An 18,200-nucleotide genomic window follows, 5' to 3' on the forward strand; every position below is an offset into this window, starting at 1 on the left:
TCGCCGACGGCGCGCAGATGCGCAGGTGGAAGGCTCGTCAGGCGCTCTGCGCCGCCACGTCGCGGATCCGCTGCGACACCACGGTGGTCACGCCGTCGCCGCGCATGGTGACGCCGTAGAGCGCGTCGGCGACCTCCATGGTGCGCTTCTGGTGGGTGATGACGATGAGCTGGCTGGAGTCGCGCAGCTCCTCGAACAGCGTGATGAGCCGGCCGAGGTTGGCGTCGTCGAGCGCCGCCTCGACCTCGTCCATGATGTAGAAGGGGCTCGGGCGGGCCTTGAAGATCGACACGAGCAGGGCCACCGCCACCAGCGAGCGCTCGCCACCCGAGAGCAGCGACAGCCGCTTGATCTTCTTGCCCGGCGGCCGCGCCTCGACCTCGATGCCGGTGGTGAGCATGTTCGAGGGGTCGGTGAGCAGGATCCGGCCCTCGCCGCCCGGGAAGAGGCGGCTGAAGACCTGCTCGAACTGCGCGGCGGTGTCGTGGAAGGCCTCGGTGAAGACCCGCTCGACCCGCTCGTCGACCTCGCGGACGATGTCGAGCAGGTCGCGCTTGGAGCTCTTGAGGTCCTCGAGCTGCTCGGTGAGGAACTTGTGGCGCTCCTCCAGCGCGGCAAACTCCTCCAGGGCCAGCGGGTTCACCTTGCCCAAGGCGCCCAGGGCCCGCTCGGCCTTGCGAAGCCGCTTCTCCTGCACCTCGCGCACGAACGGCGCCGGCTCGGGCAGGTTGTCGGGGTCGTCGTCGGGGCCAGGCACGTGCGGCACCACCTGGTGCGGGCCGTAGTCCTCCATGAGCACCTCGGGGTCGATGCCGAGCTCCTCGACGGCCTTGGCCTGCAGCTGCTCGATGCGCAGCCGCTGCTGGGTGCGGGCGACCTCGTCGCGGTGGACGCTGTCGGTGAGCTCGCGCAGGTCGTCCTGGAGGGCGGCCATGTCGCGGCGCACCCGGGCCAGCGCCTGGTCGCGCTCGGTGCGCTCCTGCTCGGCGCGGGTGCGCCGGCCGGCGGCCAGCTCGAGCGCGCCGGCCAGGTGCTCCACGGCGTGCGTGGCGCCGATACGGACCGCCTCGGCGACGGCGGCCTCGCGCCGGCGCCGCTCCTGCCGCGCAGCCAGCCGCTCCCGGGCGGCGAGCTCGTTGCGGGCGGCCCCCTCGAGGGAGTCCGCGCGGCCGTGCAGGGCCCTGGCGCGCTCCTCGCGGGTGCGCAGCGTCAGGCGCAGCTCGGTCTCGGCGGTGCGGGACTGGCTGGCGGCGAGCTCGAGCCCGTCGCGGGTCTCGGTGGAGGGCTCCTCGACCTCCTCCGGCTGGGCCTGGGCCTCGGTGAGCCGCTCCTCGAGGGCGGCGAGCTCCGCACGGTCCTTGTCCAGGGCAGCCGTCGCGTCGGCCACGGCCTTCTCGGTGCGCTCGGCCTCGGCCTTGGCCGACCGAGCCGTGGCGCCGAGCTGGCCGAGCTTCTCGGCGACGGCGGACATGCGGGCGTCCGACTCGTGCAACGCCTCCAGCGCCTGCTCCACCCGTTCGGCCGCCTCGCGCGCCTTCTCCTGGGCCGCGGCCAGCGCGAACCGCGCCTGCTCCCCGCGGCGGGTGGCGTCGGCGACCCGCTCCCGAGTCTCGTCGACCGCCGACTGGATCTCGATGAGGCTCGGCGCCGAGCTGCTGCCGCCGCGCACCCAGCCCGGGGCGAAGACGTCGCCCTCGGCCGTGACGGCGGTGACGCCCCGGCCACGGCCCACCAGCTCGGCGGCCTGCTCGGCGGTCTCGACGAGGGCGACGCGGTCGAGGAGCTGGTCGACCGCGGGGCGCACCCCGGCGGGCGCCTCGACGACGTCACGGGCCCACACGGCATACGGCGGGAGGGCGGGCCACTGCGACGGGTCGCCGGGCACGGCGGTCTGGCCGACGAGCAGGGCGGCCCGGCCCGCGTCCTCCTCACGCAGGGTGGTCAGCGCGCGGGCTGCGTGGTCGACCGACTCGACGGCGAGCGCGTCGGCCGCCCAGCCGAGGGCCGCCGCGACGGCGCCCTCGTGGCCTCCGTTCACCTGGAGCAGCGACACGATCGAGCCGACGATGCCGTGGTCCTGGCCGTCCTCGGCGGCGGCGAGGAGCGTCGCGGCACCGTCCTTGCGGCTCAGGCTCATCTCGAGTGCCTCGAGGCGCGCTGCGGCGGAGGTGCGGTCGCGCTCGGCCGTGCGCTCCTCCTCGCGCAGGCGCTCGACCTCGGCCTCGGCGCTCTGCAGGGCGGCCTCGGCGCTCTCGTAGGCCGAGTCGAGGCCCTCCTCGCCCTCCTCCTCGACGGCGACCGACGCCTCGAGGGTGGCGAACTCCTTCTCCGCCGCGGCGGCCCGGGCGAGCGACTGCTCGCCGATACCGCGCAGGCGCCCGATCTCGGCCTCGCCCGCCTCGATGCGGCTGCGCCGGGCGCCGACCTGGCCCTGCAGCTTGGCCAGGCCCTCGCGGCGGTCGGCGGCCGCCCGGGCGAGGCGCTGGAGGCGCTGCTGCTCCTCCTGGAACGCCTTCTCCGCGGCGGCGCGGCGCTCGACCGCGGCCTGCAGCTCGTCCTTGGCCTGCCGCACCTCGGCGAGCAGCGCCTCCTCCTGCCGCCGGGCCTCGGCAGCCTGCCGGCGCAGCTCCTCGGGGTCGCGGCCGGAGGTGGTCTCGTCCTGCGTGTCCTGGCTGAGCAGGCGCACGCGCTCGGCCGCCAACGACTGGGTCGAGGTGAGCTTGTCGCGCAGTGACTGCAGGGCGAACCAGCGTTCCTGCGCCCGGGTGGCCAGCGGCCGGGCCTCCTCGGCCTCGCGCTCGAGGGCGGCCAGCCGGTCGCGCACAGCGGCGAGGTTCTCCTCCACCTCGGTGCGCCGGGCGATCAGGGCGCTCTCGTCGGCGACCTCCTGCTCGAGGGTGGTGGTCAGCTGGACGAGGTCGTCGGCGAGCAGGCGCAGCCGGGCGTCGCGGGCGTCGGCCTGGATGACGGCGGCCTTGCGGGCGGCCTCGGCCTGGCGTCCGAGGGGGCCGAGCTGGCGGCGGATCTCACCGGTGAGGTCGGTGACCCGGGTGAGGTTGGCCTCCATCTGGTCGAGCTTGCGCAGCGCGCGCTCCTTGCGCTTGCGGTGCTTGAGGACGCCGGCGGCCTCCTCGATGAACCCGCGGCGCTCCTCCGGGGTGGCGCGCAGCACGGTGTCGAGCTGTCCCTGGCCGACGATGACGTGCATCTCGCGGCCGATGCCGGAGTCGGAGAGCAGCTCCTGCACGTCGAGCAGGCGACAGGGGGTGCCGTTGATGGCGTACTCGGAGCCGCCGTTGCGGAACATGGTCCGCGCGATGGTGACCTCGGTGTAGTCGATCGGGAGGGCGCCGTCGCTGTTGTCGATGGTCAGGGAGACCTCGGCACGCCCGAGCGGGGCGCGGCCGGCGGTGCCCGCGAAGATGACGTCCTCCATCTTGCCGCCGCGCAGGCTCTTGGCGCCCTGCTCCCCCATGACCCAGGCGAGGGCGTCGACGACGTTGGACTTGCCGGAGCCGTTGGGGCCGACGATGCAGGTGATGCCCGGCTCGAGGCGCATGGTGGTCGCCGAGGCGAAGGACTTGAAGCCCTTGAGGGTCAGGCTCTTGACGTACACGAGCGGCTCGGCTCCTCGGTGACTGCGGTGCAGGCGGGCTGCGGATCGCGGCTCACTGTACCGGCGGGGGCACGCCGGCCCCGGGACGCGCTGGGCGGCACACCGAAGCCTGGGGCTGCTGTGGCAGGAGTGACGCGCAGCAGGTCAAAGCTGGGGGCCGCGGCCGTCGGCCAGCGCCTCGTGGTGGTGGATGACCTCTTCGATGATGAAGGTGAGGAACTTCTCGGCGAACTGCGGGTCGAGCCCGGCCTCGTCGGCCAGGGCCCGCAGCCGCGCGACCTGCTTCTCCTCGCGCGCCGGATCGGCCGGGGGCAACCCCCGGCTGGCCTTGAGCTCACCCACCTGTTGGGTGCACTTGAACCGCTCGGCCAGCAGGTGCACCAGGGCAGCGTCGATGTTGTCGATGCTCGCGCGCAGGCGCAGCAGCTCAGCCGGTGTCTCTGGGGCGGGTGAGGTCACCCGACGATCGTAGGCACGGAGGTCGGGACAGCGTCCGGCTGTCTCAGATCCTTCCGCAGGCGGTCGTTGTCCTTCTGCAGACGGGCGACCAGCCCTTCAAGATCCCGGACTCTGCGACGCAGCTCGACGGTCTCGAGCATGAGGCGCTGGTCAGGTGCCGTGCGGTATCCCAGCAGGGCCTTGGCCATGATGTCTCCTTGGTCCCGGGCGCGACGGGTTCGCCCTGGGCGGTGCCCGATCGGGGCATCTCTCAGACTGACAGCAAGGCCGCACATCGGTCAATGAGGCCTTGGTCCCGCGGTCCTCGGCTCACTTCTCGACGAAGCCCTCGAGGCCGTCCCGGGGCGGCCCCCAGGTGGTCACGCAGTTGGTCACCTCGCCCGGACGCAGCCGGGTCGACGGCTTCTCCTCGAGCATGGTCACCAGCTCCTCGACCCGCTGCTTGGGGCCCTGGGCGAGCACCTCCACGCGCCCGCCGTCGGCGTTGCGGGCATGACCCACGAGTCCGAGCTCGAGGGCGCGGGCCCTGGTCCACCAGCGGAACCCCACCCCGTGCACCCTGCCGTGGACCCAGATGGTCGCCCGTACCGGCTCGCTGTCGTTCATGCGCCTCACCTGCCTCACCGGCATTGTCCTGAGCCGGAGCGGGTGCAGGCAAGAGCCGTATGACGCAGAGCCGATCTGCGAGCCGGCCCCGCTGGCGGTCAGCGACCGGGCGTGCGAGGTCGTGGCTGGCAGCGGGGGCAGGAGTAGGACGACCGGTTCATGAACGACTCGCGGCGGATGGGCGTGCCACAGCGGCGGCAGGGACGACCCTCCTGGCCGTAGGCGTTGAGCGAGCGGTCGAAGTAGCCGGACGCCCCGTTGACGTTGACGTAGAGCGCGTCGAAGCTCGTCCCGCCCTGGCCGAGGGCCTCGAGCATGACGTCGCGGGCGTGCTCGAGGATCCGGGTCAGCGCCGGCTTGGTGAGCGCCGAGCACAGGCGCTCGCCGTGCACCCCGGCCCGCCAGAGGGCCTCGTCGGCGTAGATGTTGCCGATGCCGGAGACCAGGTCCTGGTCGAGCAGCGCCCGTTTGACGGCGCTGTGGCGCTTCTTCATCGCCGCGACGACGGCCCTGAGGTCGAAGGCTGCCTCGAGCGGGTCGGGCGCGATGTGCTCGATGGCCTCGGGCACCCCGTCGTCGTCGAGGTCGGACAGCGCCATCCCCCCGAACGTGCGCTGGTCGACGAACCGCAGCTGCGGCCCGCCGTCGTCGAAGGTGAACCGGGCGTGCAGGTGCTTCTCGTCCGGCGCGTCGGCGTCCTCGACGAGGAGCTGGCCGCTCATGCCGAGGTGGGTGATCAGCCCCTGGTGCGACCCGTCGGGCGTCTGCAGCACCATCCAGAGGTACTTGCCCCGGCGGCGCGCCTCGGCGACGAGGTTGCCTGCGAGCTGTTCGGCGAGGTGGTGGGCGCCGGGCGGGTGGCGGCGGGCGACGCGGGCCCCGTAGAACGCGGCCTGCTCGATGGTGCGCCCGACCACGTGGTCCGCGAGGCCGCGGCGGACCACCTCGACCTCGGGGAGCTCGGGCATGGGGCCAGTCCGCGTCCGGTCAGACGGACTCGGGCTGGGCCGTGGCAGACGACCCGGCAGATGACGTCGCCGATGACCCGGCCGCCGATGACCCGGCCGCCGACGAGGCCGACGACGACGAGGCCGACGACGTGGCAGCCGCCGCGGCGCCCGACCCCCCGGCACGGGCGCTCAGGTGCTTCCAGGCCTCCTCGGCGGCGCGCTGCTCGGCCTCCTTCTTGGAGCGGCCCACGCCCTCGCCGAGCACGCTCTGGCCCACGACCGCGGAGGCGGTGAAGGTCTTGGCGTGGTCGGGGCCCTCCTCGTCCACGCGGTACTCGGGGACGCCGAGGGAGTCGGCGGCAGCGAGCTCCTGCAGGCTGGTCTTCCAGTCCAGGCCGGCGCCGAGGCGGGCGCTCCTGGCCATGAGCGGGTCGAGCAGGTGGTGCACGAGCGTGGCGGCGTGCTCGAGCCCGCACGAGAGGTAGACCGTGCCGATGACGGCCTCCATGGTGTCGGCGAGGATCGAGGCCTTGTCACGGCCCCCGGTGGTCTCCTCGCCGCGACCCAGGAGCAGGTGGTCGCCCAGGCCCAGCGTGCGGGCCACGTCGGCCAGGGCCCGCATGTTCACGACGGCGGCCCGCAGCTTCGCGAGCTGCCCCTCGGGCAGCTCGGGGTGCGCGGCATACAAGGTGTCGGTGACCACGAGGCCCAGCACGGAGTCGCCGAGGAACTCGAGGCGCTCGTTGTTGGGCAGGCCGCCGTTCTCGTAGGCGTAGCTGCGGTGTGTCAGCGCACGCAGAAGCAGCGACTCGTCGACGGGCGCACCGACCACCTCGTGGAGGAGGGCGGCGAACTCGTCGACGGGCCGCTGCACTGCGCGGGCGCCGTCAGAAGAGGGCGTGCTCACGCGCGGAAGGCTCAGCCCTGGTGCTCGGTGCGCTCGGCGGCGTTGTAGTGACGGCCCTTGTAGGTGCCGCAGGACGGGCACGCCACGTGCGGCTGGGTGGGAGCCTTGCACTGGGGGCACGTGGTGAGCACGGTCGCCGTCGTCTTCCAGTTCGCGCGACGCGAACGGGTGTTGGAGCGCGACATCTTCCGCTTCGGGACAGCCACGTCAGTTCCTCTTCTCTTCGGTGTTGCTCGGGGTCTCGGTGGACAGCGCCTGCAGCGCGGACCATCGTGGGTCGATCACTTCGTGGTGGTGGTCCGGGTCTTCCGCCAGGTGCGCCCCACATTCGGAACACAGCCCGGGACAGTCCTCCCGGCATACCGGCTGGAACGGCAGCGAGGGCACCACCGCGTCCCGGAGCACCGGCTCGAGGTCGATCAGGTCGTCCACGATCTGGTGCTCCTCGGCCTCGTCGCTGTCGTCCCCCACCTCGCGGTGGTGGGCGGCGCGGTCGGCGTAGGCGAACAGCTCCTGGAACCGCACGTCAACCTGGTGGCTGACGGGGTCCAGGCACCGCACGCAGGCGCCGGTCGCGGTGGCGCTGGCCGAGCCGGTCACCAGCACACCTTCCATGACGGACTCCAGCCGGAGGTCCAGCTCGATCGGCTGGCCCTCCTGGACGGCAATCACGTCCGTGCCCAGGTGCGCGGGCGCCTCGACGGTGCGCTGGACCTCTGTCATGGAACCGGGTCGCCGACCGAGGCTCTTGGTGTCGAGCACCAGCGGCGATCGGGCGTTGAGACGGTTCATGGCTCCAGTACGTGTCGAGGGACTCGGCCCTCGTCACAGCAGGGACGTAGACCGACCGCTCAGGCTACCGGAGCGTCTGCCACCTTCCCAAATGCGCTCCGACCAGCGGCTCCGGCCACCGGCTCAGCGGCCCTCCCTGGTCATGACGGTCTCGAGCTGGCGGGCGATCTGCGGGCCGAGGGTCTTGGCGTAGGTGGCCGTGATGTGGTCGCCGGCGCGGTGGATGACGACGTTGCCGATGGCCACCGGGCAGCGGTCGACCGGGCAGATCCACGGGGTGAGGTCGATGACCTCGACCCCTGGCGTCCTGAGGGCCGCGGCGCGCTGGGCGTCGAGGCCGGTGCTGGCCAGCGCGGTGGTGCGGTCGAAGGCGCAGCGCGAGAGGCGGACGGGGTTGCGCGCCATGCAGCTGTCGAGGTCCGCCGGGGAGCCGGGGTTGTCGCCGATCACGGCCACCGGCACCCCTGCTCGCTGCAGCCCCTTCCAGCGCCGTGCGAGGTAGTCGACGAGCGCGGCCTCGCTGACCCTGTCGCCGCGCAGGGCCGCGTCGGCCTGGGTCGAGGTCACGACCAGGTCCGGGGGGTCGGCCGACAGCTGGTCGACGACCGCCTCGTTCCACCGGTCGCAGGACTCGTAGCGGGCGCGGGAGAGCTCGGTGGTCCCCGCGGCGAAGGCGCACGAGCTCTTGCCGTAGGTGACGATCCGCCAGTCCTTGCCCGGAGCGACGCGCTCCAGGGCGGGCAGCCACTGCAGGGCCTTGGAGTCGCCCACGAGCGCGATCGTCACCGCCCCGTCCCGCACCCCGAACTCGCACCGCACCGGGGTGGAGCTGCGCTCGTCGACCTGGCAGCGGTCGACGTCCGCCGAGGGCCGGTCCTCCCCCGCCCGTTCCGGGTCGGGGGTCAGCCAGCCCCAGTCGTCGACGGCGTAGTCGGCCGGGTCGGCGCTCGGGGTGTCGCCGAGGGTGCCCGCCCCCAGCCGCTCCAGGGGCGGCAGGGCTCCGGTGGCCGGCGTGGTCTGGAACACCGCGGGCGCGGTGATGAGCGGTATGCCGGCGAGCACGCCTGCGAGGGACAGCGACGCTCCCAGCGCCAGGGACAGGCGGGTGCTGCGCGCGAGTCGGGGGGTGTGGTGCACCGGCCGCTCCACCAGACGGTAGCTGAGGTAGGCGGGCACCACGCTGAGGAGCACGGCCCAGGCCCGCGCGGTGCCGCCCGGCCACAGCTCGTCGGCGAAGATGGCGAAGGGCCAGTGCCAGAGGTAGAGCGAGTACGACAGCCCACCCACCCAGACCAGCGGTCGCAGGCTCAGGAACCGCTCCGGTCCGCGTGGCTCCGCGCCCCACCCCGCCAGCACCACCGCGGCCGTGCCGAGGGTCGGCAGCAGGGCCCAGGCGCCGGGCCACCCGGCGGCGTCGGGCAGCAGGAAGGCCGTGCCGACGACCACCGCGAGCCCGATCCACCCCAGGGCGCCCCCGAACCGCACGTGGTGGGGGTGCTGGTCGACCGCCCAGATGGCGAGGGCGGCCCCGACCCCGAGCTCCCAGACACGGGTGGTCGTCGCGAAGTACGCGTGCGAGGGCACCGTGACCGTGTGCCAGACGGAGTACACCAGCGAGGGGACCGCGATGGCGGCGAGCAGCACGCCGATCGCGCGCAGGCTGGGGCTGTGGCCCGGTCCCCGCGCGAGCACCCGGGGACGGAACCGACGCAGGGCGACGACGAGCAGCACCAGGGCGAGCGGCCACAGGACGTAGAACTGCTCCTCGACCGCGAGCGACCAGTAGTGCTGCACCGGTGACGGCTGGGTGTCCTTGGCGAGGTAGTCGACCGAGCGCCCGGCCAGGACCCAGTTCTCGACGTAGAGCGCCGCACCCACGACGTCACCGCCGATCTCGCGGCCGCGCCGGCCGGGGATGAGCAGCCAGGTGGCCACCGCGATGGCGAACAGCACGAGCATCGCGGCGGGCAGCAGCCGTCGGGCGCGGCGGGCGAGGAACTGAGACCAGGAGATCCGGCCGGTGGCGGCCAGCTCGCGCAGCAGCAGGCTGGTGATGAGGTAGCCGGAGATGACGAAGAAGACATCGACCCCGAGGTAGCCGTGCGGCAGGAACGGCAGGCCGGCGTGGTAGACCATCACCAGCAGGACGGCCACCGCCCGCAGGCCCTCGATGTCGGGCCGGAAACCCTCCGGCCTGGGCGGACGCGCCAGGGTCAGCTCTCCGTCTGCAGACGCGCCAGCAGGGCGTCTCGGACCGCGTCGCTCACCAGCCCGGAGATGTCGCCGCCGAGGCGGGCGACCTCCTTGATCAGCGAGCTCGAGATGTGCTCGAACCGGGGGTCGCCCGGCAGGAAGACCGTCTCGATGCCGGTCAGGTGACGGTTCATCAGCGCCATGGGCAGCTCGTAGGCGAAGTCGGTGCCGCCGCGCAGGCCCTTCACGACGGCCTCGGCCTGCGCCTCACGGCAGACGTCGACGAGCAGGCGGTCGGTGTACACCTCGACCCGCACGTTGGGGTGGTGGCCCACGCTGTCCTCGAGCAGCTTGCGGCGCTCGTCGGGCGTGAACAGCCCGGCCTTGGCGGGGTTGTGCAGCACGGCGACGACGACCTCGTCCCAGAGCGCCGCCGCGCGCTCGATGACGTCGGCGTGGCCGAGCGTCACCGGGTCGTAGGAGCCGGGGCACACACACCGTCTGGTCACAGTCGGCAACCTAGCAGCGGAAGGTGGTGGCGCCCCGGCCGGCAGCGACCCCGGTCGGGGTCAGCTCTCGCCGTCCTCGTCGTCGGCCGGCAGCACACCCTCCTTGTAGGCCTCCTTGACGATCCGGCTCACGTTCTCGACCGAGCCGCAGTCATCCTCGATGAGCCGGTTGCGCATGGCCGCCCACTTCTCGCCGAGGTTCTGGCGCACCTGCTCCGAGACCTCCGTCCGAGCCGGGTTGAGGATCGTCTGCTCCTCCTCGCCGATGTGGTGGTTGAGCGCCTCGGCCAGCTTCTCGACGGCGTCGTCGAACTTCTGGGTGTCGGTGCCCTTGCACTCGAGCAGCGCGAGCAGCGCCTCGTTGCCCTCCGCGTGCTCCTCCTCGCCGTGCTCCTTCTCGTGCTCGCCGATCGCGTCCTTGCTCTTGAGCTTGGGGTAGACCTCGGTCTCCTCGGCCTCGCCGTGGGCGATGAGCACGTTCGACAGCGCCTGCCGGGCCGCCTCGCGGTCGGCGGTGGCGTCGCGGAGCTCGCGCAGCAGCGACTCGAAGAGGCGGTGGTCGTCGAGGATGAGCTCGACGACGTCACCGGAGGTGGGCTTGGGGATCTCGATCTGCGTCATGGGCACATCCTGAGGCAGTTCCCCGACACCCGCACGTCTTGTGAGGGCGGCCGCGCCGGCATCGGCGCAGGTCAGGAGGGTGGGACCGCCACGCCTGTCCGCTGGGTGGACACCACGGACCGAATTCTTGTGTCTGCCGGGCCGATCCGAGACGGTGGAGGCTTCCTGTCCGCAATCGGAAAGAGAGCCAGTGCTCACCCTTACCGACAACGCCAGCAACATCGTCAAGGCCATCGTCGAGCAGAACGGCGGCACGCAGGACGCAGGTCTGCGCTTCTCCGCCGAGCCCTCCGACGGCGCCCAGGCCGGCGCGCTCGCGGTCACCACCGTGGAGACGGGCCAGCCCGGCGACCAGGTCGTCGACAAGGACGGCGCCAAGGTCTACCTCGAGGAGACGGCCGCGGTCGCCCTCGGCGACCAGGTGCTCGACGCCTCGGTCGACCAGGCCGGGGCCGTGCAGTTCAGCATCGCCCCCTCCGGCTGAGGGAGCACCACCACAGTCGAGGCACGCGCGCCGGCAGCCGGCGCGCGTGCCTCGACTCGTCTGCGCGTCCGGTCGAGAGGACGTCTCGGTCTGTCCAGGCGATGTCGTCGGACGGTCTAGGCGACGTCGTCGGGCTCGGGCACGCCGGCGAACCAGACCCGGGTCTCGCCGTACCGACGCTCGCCCTCGGGGTCGAGCCCTGCCGGCCAGCGCGGTTCGGGCGACCGAGAGGACCGCTCCACCACCACCAGCGCCTCCTCGGAGAGCCAGAGCTGCTCGACGAGCGCGGAGAGCACCCGCTCGAGGGCGTCCTCGCCGACGTCGTAGGGCGGGTCGAGGAACACGAGGTCGAACGGCGCGGGGGGCGGCGCCGCGAGCGTCCTCTCGACCGTGGCGGCCCGCACGGAGACCCCCGGTATGCCGGTCAGCGCGGCGTTCCTGCGCGCCACCGCCGCGGCGGCGCGGTCCGACTCCACGAGCAGCACCGAGGTCGCGCCGCGGCTTGCCGCCTCGAGCCCCAGCGCACCGGACCCGGCGTACAGGTCGAGCACCGCGGCGCCCGCCAGCACGTCGAGGTGGTCGAGCCGCGAGAACAACGCCTCGCGCACCCGGTCGCTCGTGGGCCGGGTGCCGCTGCCGGCGGGCGTGTGCAGCCGCTGGCCGCCGGCCCGGCCGCTGATGATCCTCGTCACGTGCTCACCCCCGCTCCAGGAAGGCTGCCTGCTCCTCGTCGACCCAGCTGCGGACCGCGGCCCGCAGGTCTGGGTGCTCGGCGAGGTCGGGGTCCGCGGCGACGAGGGCGGTGGCGTCGTCGCGCGCCTGCAGGATGACGTCCTCGTCGCGGACCAGCGACAGGAAGCGGAAGCTGCCCCGGCCCATGCCACGGCTCGAACGGCCGCCGCCGCTCTGCCGGGCGCTCAGGACGTCACCCGTGCCGCGCAGCTCGAGGTCGAGGCGGGCCAGCTCGAACCCGTCGGTGGTCCCCGCCACGGCGTCGAGCCGCTCCCGCGCCGTTTCCGCCTCCGAGGCGGTCATGAGCAGGCAGAGCCCGGCATGCCGGCCACGACCCACCCGGCCGCGCAGCTGGTGCAGCTGGGAGACGCCGAACCGCTCGGCGTCCATGACCACCATGACGGTGGCGTTGGGCACGTCGACGCCTACCTCGATGACGGTGGTCGACACGAGCACATCGACCTCGCCGCGGGTGAAGGCCGCCATCACCGCATCCTTGTCCTCCGGCGCCAACCGGCCGTGGAGCACGGCGATGGTGAGCCCCTCGAGGGCCGGGTTCTCGCGCAGCAGCGCCTCCACGGCATACACGCTGGCCATCTCGCGCGGTGCCGCCTCGTCGCCCTCACCGGGCTCGGGGGCTGCGAGCTCCTCGTCGTCGGCGGAGCCGGCGCTCGGTGGGCCGTCGTCGCCGATGCGCGGGCAGACGACGTAGGCCTGGCGTCCGGAGCGGACCTCCTCGGCGATGCGCTCCCAGGTGCGCTGCACCCAGGCGGGCCGGTCGGCCGGCACGACGTGGGTGGCGATCGGCGAGCGCCCCTTGGGCAGCTCGGTGAGGGTGGAGGTCTCCATGTCGCCGAACACCGTCATGGTCACGGTGCGCGGGATCGGCGTGGCCGTCATGACGAGCACGTGCGGGGGCTGGTTTCCCTTGCCGCGCAACGCGTCCCGCTGCTCGACGCCGAACCGGTGCTGCTCGTCGACGACGACGAGCGCGAGGTCCTGGAACTGCACGTGCTCCTGGATGAGGGCGTGGGTGCCGATGACGATGCCGGCGTCGCCGCTGGCCGCGTCGAGGAGGTTCTGCCGGCGGGCCTGCGTCGGCTGGCTGCCGGTGAGAAGGGCGACGCGGGTGCCGATCTCGCTGCCGCCGAGCATCCCGCCCTCGGCGAGGTCACCGAGCATGGCCGTGATCGACCGGTGGTGCTGGACGGCGAGCACCTCGGTGGGCGCGAGGAGGGCCGCCTGGCCCCCGGCGTCGACCGCAGCCAGCATGGCGCGCAGGGCGATGACGGTCTTGCCCGAGCCGACCTCACCCTGGAGCAGCCGGTGCATCGGGACGTCGCGGGACATCTCGTGCGCCAGGGTCTCCCCCACGGCGCGCTGCCCGGCGGTGAGCTCGAAGGGCAGCCGCGCGTCGAACGCGGCGAGCAGCCCGCCCTCGCGGGGCCTGCGTGCTTGCGTACGCTCCTCGGCCTGCCGCGCTCGGCGCTGGGCGAGCAGGGACTGGAAGACGAACGCCTCCTCGTAGCGCAGGCGGTGACGGGCGCGCTGCACCTGCGCGAAGTCGCGGGGCACGTGGATGCCCTTGAGCGCGTCGAGGCGCCCGGGCAGGCCGTGGCGCGAGCGCAGCGTCGCGGGCAGCGGCTCGGGGACGCTGTCGCCCTCGAGGTGGTCGAGGACGATGCGCACGCACTCGGCGACCGACCAGTTCTGCATCCCCTTGACCTGGAGGTAGACGGGGATCGGCCCGCGGTCGGCCCCGTGGGGGCCGAGACCGCCCTCGAGCACCTGGTATGCCGGGTGGGTCAGCTGCCAGCGCCCGCGGTACATCCCCACCTCGCCGGCGAAGAGGGCGGTGACGCCCGGGACCAGCGCGTCCTTGTGGCCCCAGGACTTGAAGAACGTGAGGTCGACCTCGTCGCGACCGTCGGTGATCGTGACGTTGAGCATCTCGCCCCTGCGCTTCTGCATCCGCCGCGTGGTCGCCGACTTCACCTCGGCGACCACCACGACGTACATGCCGACGTGCAGGTTCGACAGGTCGGAGGTGTGCTCGAGGTAGCGCCGCGGCCAGAACTCGAGCAGGTCGCCGACGGTGTGCAGGTCGCGTGCCTTCGCCAGGGGGCCAGCCGAGCGGGCGCCCACCACCGCCGACAGCTTGGTGGACTCGTCGACCACGGCCCCGACCACGCTCACTCGACTCCCAGCAGCAGCGGGTAGTGCGGCTGGCCCCCGTCGATGAGGGAGACCTCGGCGTCGCGGTGCTCGCCCTCCACCCAGCGGGCCAGGTCGTCGGCCAGCCCGTGCGGCGCGTCCTCGCCCGCGACGATGGTGACCAGCTCGCCGCCGCTGGACAGCAGGCGGCGCATGACGTCGCGGGCCACCTCGAGCAGGTCGTCGCCGACGACGACGATGTCGCCCCCGACCACGCCGAGCACGTCACCGCGCAGGCACTCCCCGGCGCTGGTCAGCGCGTCCTTGCTGGCCACCGTCACCGCACCGTGGCGGGTGGCCGAGGCCGAGCTGATCATCGCCGCGAGGTTCTTCGGCGCCGACAGGGCGGGGTCGAACACCGCCATGGCCGCAAGGCCCTGCACCGCCGTGCGGGACCGCACCACCGCGATGTCGATACCCTCCTGCTCGCCGGCGTCGGCCGCAGCCTCGGCCGCGAGCACGGTGTCCTTGTCGTTGGGCAGCAGGATCACCGAGAGCGCGTGCGCGTCACGGGCGGCCTCGAGGAGCTGGCCCGCCGAGGCGCGCCGGCCCGGGCCGCTGGCGATGACGTGCGCCCCCGAGTCGGCGAAGACCGCCTGCAGCCCCGGTCCCGCGGCGCAGGCCACGACGGCCACGTCGCTGGCAGGCCGCCGCGGCGACTGGTCGTCGAAGTGGGTCACCTTGATGCGGTAGGGACGGCCCGCGTGCACGCCTGCCTCGAGCGCCGCCCCGGCGTCGTCGACGTGCACGTGGACGTTCCACAGCTCGGGGCCGCCGACGACGAGCAGCGAGTCACCCAGCGCGTCGAGCGTCGTCTTCAGCGACTCGATGCGCTCCTCGTCGGTGTCGGTGAGCAGGTACATCACCTCGTAGGCAGGGCCACCCGGGGCGCCGAGCGCGCCGCCCCGTGGCGACGCCCCCTCCCCGTCGGTCGGGTGCACCCCCGTGCCGTGCGGAACCCACTCGGGCCGGCGGCGCAGCGAGAGGTCGTCCGAGAAGGGCTCCCCGAAGGGCGCGGTTCCGGGCGGGGCGGTGGGGCTGTCCTCGTGTGCGACCCGCGCGAGGGCCTCCAGCAGGAGGACGTAGCCGGCCCCGCCGGCGTCGACGACACCGGCAGCCTCCAGCGCCGGCAGCTGGGTCGGGGTCAGTGCGAGCGCCTCGGACGCCCCGCGCAGCGCCGCCTCGGTGACCTCGCCCAGGCCCGTCAGCCCCTGGGCGGCCTCTGCCGCCGCCCTCGACACCGACAGGATGGTGCCCTCCACCGGGTGCGTGACCGCCTTCCACGCCCGCTCGCCGGCCCGGGCCAGGGCCTCGGCCACCAGGGCGCCGTCGGCCGTCTCCGCACCGCTCTCGGCGATCGCCTCGGCAAAGCCGCGCACGAGCTGGCTGAGGATCACCCCCGAGTTGCCGCGCGCGGTGAGCAGCATGGCCTGCCCGAGCGAGGTGCACTCCTCCTCGAGGGTGGCGTGCCCGAGGATGCCCCGCTGCTCGTGCACGGTGCGCACCGCGTCGAGGGCGGCGTCGAAGGTGAGGTAGAGGTTGGTGCCGGTGTCGCCGTCGGGCACGGGGAAGACGTTGAGCGCGTCGATCTCCGCGCGCCGCGTCGCGAAGGCCGCCCGGGCGACGACGGCCCAGCGGCGGACGTCGGCAGCGGTCAGGCGTTCCAGCACGGTGGCAGGCTAGTGCCTGGGGCCGTCGGCCCCGCGGGCATTGGGGCCGTTTTGGTCGCAGCGCCCGCTCTCGGCTACTCTTGACCGGTTCCCATGGGCCGACCTCCATTCGAGGCTGCCCGGGAGCCCACCGAGTTTGTTCGCATCGAAATCAGGAGATCACCCGTGGCTGCCAACTGCGACGTCTGCGGCAAGGGACCGGGCTTCGGTCACAACATCTCGCACTCGCACCGCCGCACCAAGCGTCGCTGGAACCCCAACATCCAGCGCGTGAAGGCGCTCGTGGGCGACGCGGGTGTGACCCCGAAGCGTCTCAACGTCTGCACCTCGTGCCTGAAGGCTGGCAAGGTCAAGCGCTGACCCAGCCGCCCGGCATACCGGAAAGGCCGGTCTCCCCTCGGGGAGGCCGGCCTTTCGGCTTGCTCAGTCCGCCCGGAAGTGGTCCCACCCACGCGGCTGCTGCGGCTCTCCGTCGATGGTGACGCCGGTGCCGGGCGCCACCGCACCGAGCACCTGCCAGCCCTCCGGCACCGCGCCCACCGGGAACGTCGCCAGCAGGCTGTGCTCCTCCCCGCCGGCCAGCACGCACTCGCGGGCGGCGTCCTCACCCACGGCCGGCGCAAGCGCCTCGACGTGGGGGCGCAGGCCGGCACCCGACAGTGCGACCTGCACGCCGCTGGCGCGGGCGATGCGGTCCGCGTCCCGCAGCAGTCCGTCGGAGACGTCGATCATGGCCGTGGCCCCGGCCGCGGCGGCCTGCACCCCGGCCGCGAGGGGGGCCGACGGTCGCCGGTGGTGCGCTAGGCACTCCTGCTGTATGCCGGTGGGCCGGCTGACGGCCTCGCCGCCCCGCTGCAGGAGCACCAGCCCGGCACCCGAGCGCCCCAGCGTGCCGCGCACCGCCAGGGTGTCGCCGACCTGGGCGCCGTTGCGCAGCACCGGCTGGCGCCCGGACAGGTCGCCGAGGGCGGTGATCGAGACGACCAGCACCCCGGCCGGCGCCGACGACAGGTCACCTCCGGCGACGGCGACCCCGGCCCGCGCCGCGCCCTCGCCGATGCTGCGGGCGAAGTCGCGCGCCCACGCCGAGGGGGTGGCCGGGTCAGCCATGAGGGTGACGAGCACCGCCGTGGAGGTGCCGCCCATGGCCGCGACGTCGGCGAGGTTCTGGGTGAGCAGCTTGGCGCCGACGTCGGCCGCAGTCGACCACTCGTCGAGCCAGTCGCGCCCCCGCACCATCGAGTCGGTCGTCGCCACCACCCGGCCGGACGTCGCCAGCACCGCGGCGTCGTCCCCGGGGCCCACGAGCAGGCCGGGCTGCAGCGTGAAGAACGGGAAGATGGAGCGCAGCAGGCCCTCCTCCGACACCTCGCCGAGGGTCTGGGCCGGTGTGACCATCACTTCACCTTCCTGGGGAGACGGGCGGTCCACGGAGACGGTAGCGTCTGGCGTGCCGGGGCACCGTCCCGGCTGGTTCACGCGGGGGCTCGCCCCCGGCAACCCCGACTCAGTGAGGTGTCTCTCGTGGTGGTGCAGGCCTACATCCTGATCCAGACCGAAGTCGGCAAGGCGGCGACCGTTGCCGAGTCCATCGCCCAGATCCAGGGCGTGGTGATGGCCGAGGACGTCACCGGGCCGTACGACGTGATCGCCCGCGTCGAGGCCAACACGGTCGACGAGCTGGGCAAGCTCGTCATCGCCAAGATCCAGGACGTCCCGGGCATCACCCGCACGCTGACCTGCACGGTCGTGCACGTCTGAGCGCTCCCCTGGGCGTCCTGCGCGCGTCGCGGCCACGGGCTGCACGCGCCTCTCGCACACCGGCCACCGGCCGCCTCGTCCTCGGGGTGGCCGGTGGCCTCCTTTGTGCCGGAGCGCTCGCGGGATGCTCTTCTGCCGTCGAGGTCACGGCTCCCCCGCAGGCCGGGACGGCCGCCTGCACCGCCGCGGCCTCCCACTGGCCCGCGACCATCTCGGGCCAGGAGCGGGTGGAGACCACCGCCGGCACCGAGGCCGTGGCCGCCTGGGGCGACCCGCCGGTCGTCGCCCGGTGCGGCGTGAGCGCCCTGGGCCCCACCACCGAGCAGTGCCTCAGCGTCGACGGCGTCGACTGGGTGGTGCGCGAGGCCAGTGACGGGGCGGTCCTCACGACGTTCGGGCGCGACCCGGCGATCGAGGTGCTCGTGCCCGACGCCTACGCCCCCGAGCCGCTCCTGCTGCCGGCCTTCGCCGAGGCCGCCCGGGCCCTGCCGTCGAACGGCCGCACCTGCGACTGACCCCCTGCAGCAACCTCTGCTAGCACATGGTGCTGCCGCAGCCCCACGTTGCTGCACACCCCTGCGGCAGCAAGGTCTGCCGAGTCCGGCGAGGGCGTGGGCATTCCGAGAAGGTGGGCGTCGCCGGCGGTCGGCAGCGCCGGCCGGTCAGCGCAGGTCGGCAGCGCCGGC

General features: G+C 73.4%; 19 protein-coding genes. 4 read left to right on the plus strand and 15 right to left on the minus strand.

The window, feature by feature from the left end; all coding sequences use genetic code 11:
* Positions 1-37: 37 nt before the first annotated feature.
* The 11 genes from smc to P0Y31_RS16675 all read right to left on the minus strand — a co-directional run bounded on the left by smc (position 38) and on the right by P0Y31_RS16675 (position 10,653).
* On the minus strand, positions 38-3,616 hold the full coding sequence (gene smc, locus P0Y31_RS16625) for a chromosome segregation protein SMC (protein WP_275871426.1): 3,579 nt from the start codon (positions 3,614-3,616) through the stop codon (positions 38-40).
* Positions 3,617-3,760: 144 nt separating this feature from the next.
* Positions 3,761-4,075 (minus strand): chorismate mutase, encoded by a 315-nt coding sequence (locus P0Y31_RS16630; RefSeq protein WP_275804120.1) that lies wholly within the window; start codon positions 4,073-4,075, stop codon positions 3,761-3,763.
* Complete coding sequence (locus P0Y31_RS16635) at positions 4,072-4,263, minus strand: hypothetical protein (protein ID WP_275804121.1); 192 nt, start codon at positions 4,261-4,263, stop codon at positions 4,072-4,074. Before P0Y31_RS16635 ends, P0Y31_RS16630 begins: the two co-directional genes overlap by 4 nt.
* A 121-nt stretch (positions 4,264-4,384) precedes the next feature.
* On the minus strand, positions 4,385-4,681 hold the full coding sequence (locus P0Y31_RS16640; RefSeq protein WP_275871428.1) for an acylphosphatase: 297 nt from the start codon (positions 4,679-4,681) through the stop codon (positions 4,385-4,387).
* 98 nt (positions 4,682-4,779) lie between these two features.
* Complete coding sequence (mutM, locus tag P0Y31_RS16645; protein WP_275871430.1) at positions 4,780-5,649, minus strand: bifunctional DNA-formamidopyrimidine glycosylase/DNA-(apurinic or apyrimidinic site) lyase; 870 nt, start codon at positions 5,647-5,649, stop codon at positions 4,780-4,782.
* Positions 5,650-5,668: 19 nt separating this feature from the next.
* Complete coding sequence (gene rnc, locus P0Y31_RS16650; RefSeq protein WP_345803646.1) at positions 5,669-6,538, minus strand: ribonuclease III; 870 nt, start codon at positions 6,536-6,538, stop codon at positions 5,669-5,671.
* A gap of 11 nt (positions 6,539-6,549) precedes the next feature.
* Positions 6,550-6,744 (minus strand): 50S ribosomal protein L32, encoded by a 195-nt coding sequence (rpmF, locus tag P0Y31_RS16655; protein WP_275804131.1) that lies wholly within the window; start codon positions 6,742-6,744, stop codon positions 6,550-6,552.
* Position 6,745: 1 nt separating this feature from the next.
* On the minus strand, positions 6,746-7,330 hold the full coding sequence (locus tag P0Y31_RS16660; protein WP_275804134.1) for a DUF177 domain-containing protein: 585 nt from the start codon (positions 7,328-7,330) through the stop codon (positions 6,746-6,748).
* A 123-nt stretch (positions 7,331-7,453) separates the two neighbouring features.
* Complete coding sequence (locus P0Y31_RS16665) at positions 7,454-9,547, minus strand: acyltransferase family protein (RefSeq protein WP_345803649.1); 2,094 nt, start codon at positions 9,545-9,547, stop codon at positions 7,454-7,456.
* Positions 9,544-10,041 (minus strand): pantetheine-phosphate adenylyltransferase, encoded by a 498-nt coding sequence (coaD, locus tag P0Y31_RS16670; RefSeq protein ID WP_275871432.1) that lies wholly within the window; start codon positions 10,039-10,041, stop codon positions 9,544-9,546. Before coaD ends, P0Y31_RS16665 begins: the two co-directional genes overlap by 4 nt.
* A 51-nt stretch (positions 10,042-10,092) precedes the next feature.
* Entirely contained in the window at positions 10,093-10,653 is a 561-nt protein-coding gene (locus P0Y31_RS16675; protein ID WP_275871434.1) for a hemerythrin domain-containing protein, read from the minus strand.
* 190 nt (positions 10,654-10,843) lie between these two features.
* Here P0Y31_RS16675 and P0Y31_RS16680 point away from each other — a divergent pair, with 190 nt between their 5' ends.
* Positions 10,844-11,137 carry a hypothetical protein gene (locus P0Y31_RS16680; protein ID WP_275871436.1) on the plus strand — a complete coding sequence of 98 codons (294 nt, stop codon included), beginning with the start codon at positions 10,844-10,846 and terminating at the stop codon, positions 11,135-11,137.
* A 116-nt stretch (positions 11,138-11,253) separates the two neighbouring features.
* Here the strand turns inward: P0Y31_RS16680 and rsmD are convergent, their stop codons facing one another.
* From rsmD to P0Y31_RS16695, 3 genes are read right to left on the minus strand one after another with little or no spacing between them, the layout of a single operon-like run.
* On the minus strand, positions 11,254-11,829 hold the full coding sequence (gene rsmD / locus P0Y31_RS16685; RefSeq protein ID WP_275871438.1) for a 16S rRNA (guanine(966)-N(2))-methyltransferase RsmD: 576 nt from the start codon (positions 11,827-11,829) through the stop codon (positions 11,254-11,256).
* Between the two features lie 4 nt (positions 11,830-11,833).
* Complete coding sequence (locus tag P0Y31_RS16690) at positions 11,834-14,059, minus strand: ATP-dependent DNA helicase RecG (RefSeq protein WP_275871697.1); 2,226 nt, start codon at positions 14,057-14,059, stop codon at positions 11,834-11,836.
* Positions 14,060-14,061: 2 nt separating this feature from the next.
* On the minus strand, positions 14,062-15,753 hold the full coding sequence (locus P0Y31_RS16695; protein WP_275871439.1) for a DAK2 domain-containing protein: 1,692 nt from the start codon (positions 15,751-15,753) through the stop codon (positions 14,062-14,064).
* Positions 15,754-15,918: 165 nt separating this feature from the next.
* Here P0Y31_RS16695 and rpmB point away from each other — a divergent pair, with 165 nt between their 5' ends.
* A complete protein-coding gene (gene rpmB, locus P0Y31_RS16700; protein WP_056922510.1) occupies positions 15,919-16,113 on the plus strand; it encodes a 50S ribosomal protein L28 in 195 nt (64 codons plus the stop codon).
* A gap of 63 nt (positions 16,114-16,176) precedes the next feature.
* Here rpmB and thiL read toward each other — a convergent pair whose 3' ends face one another.
* Positions 16,177-17,151, minus strand: coding sequence for a thiamine-phosphate kinase (thiL, locus tag P0Y31_RS16705; protein ID WP_275871699.1), 975 nt, complete (start codon positions 17,149-17,151; stop codon positions 16,177-16,179).
* 129 nt (positions 17,152-17,280) lie between these two features.
* Between thiL and P0Y31_RS16710 the strand changes: the two genes are divergently transcribed.
* Together P0Y31_RS16710 and P0Y31_RS16715 are read left to right on the plus strand one after the other, a co-directional pair.
* Positions 17,281-17,514: an Lrp/AsnC ligand binding domain-containing protein gene (locus P0Y31_RS16710; RefSeq protein ID WP_275807251.1), complete on the plus strand. Its 234-nt coding sequence runs from the start codon at positions 17,281-17,283 to the stop codon at positions 17,512-17,514.
* A gap of 86 nt (positions 17,515-17,600) precedes the next feature.
* Positions 17,601-18,029 (plus strand): DUF3515 family protein, encoded by a 429-nt coding sequence (locus P0Y31_RS16715; protein WP_275871441.1) that lies wholly within the window; start codon positions 17,601-17,603, stop codon positions 18,027-18,029.
* Positions 18,030-18,200: the final 171 nt, after the last annotated feature.

Source organism: Knoellia sp. 3-2P3, assembly GCF_029223115.1.
Lineage (GTDB): Bacteria > Actinomycetota > Actinomycetes > Actinomycetales > Dermatophilaceae > Pedococcus_A.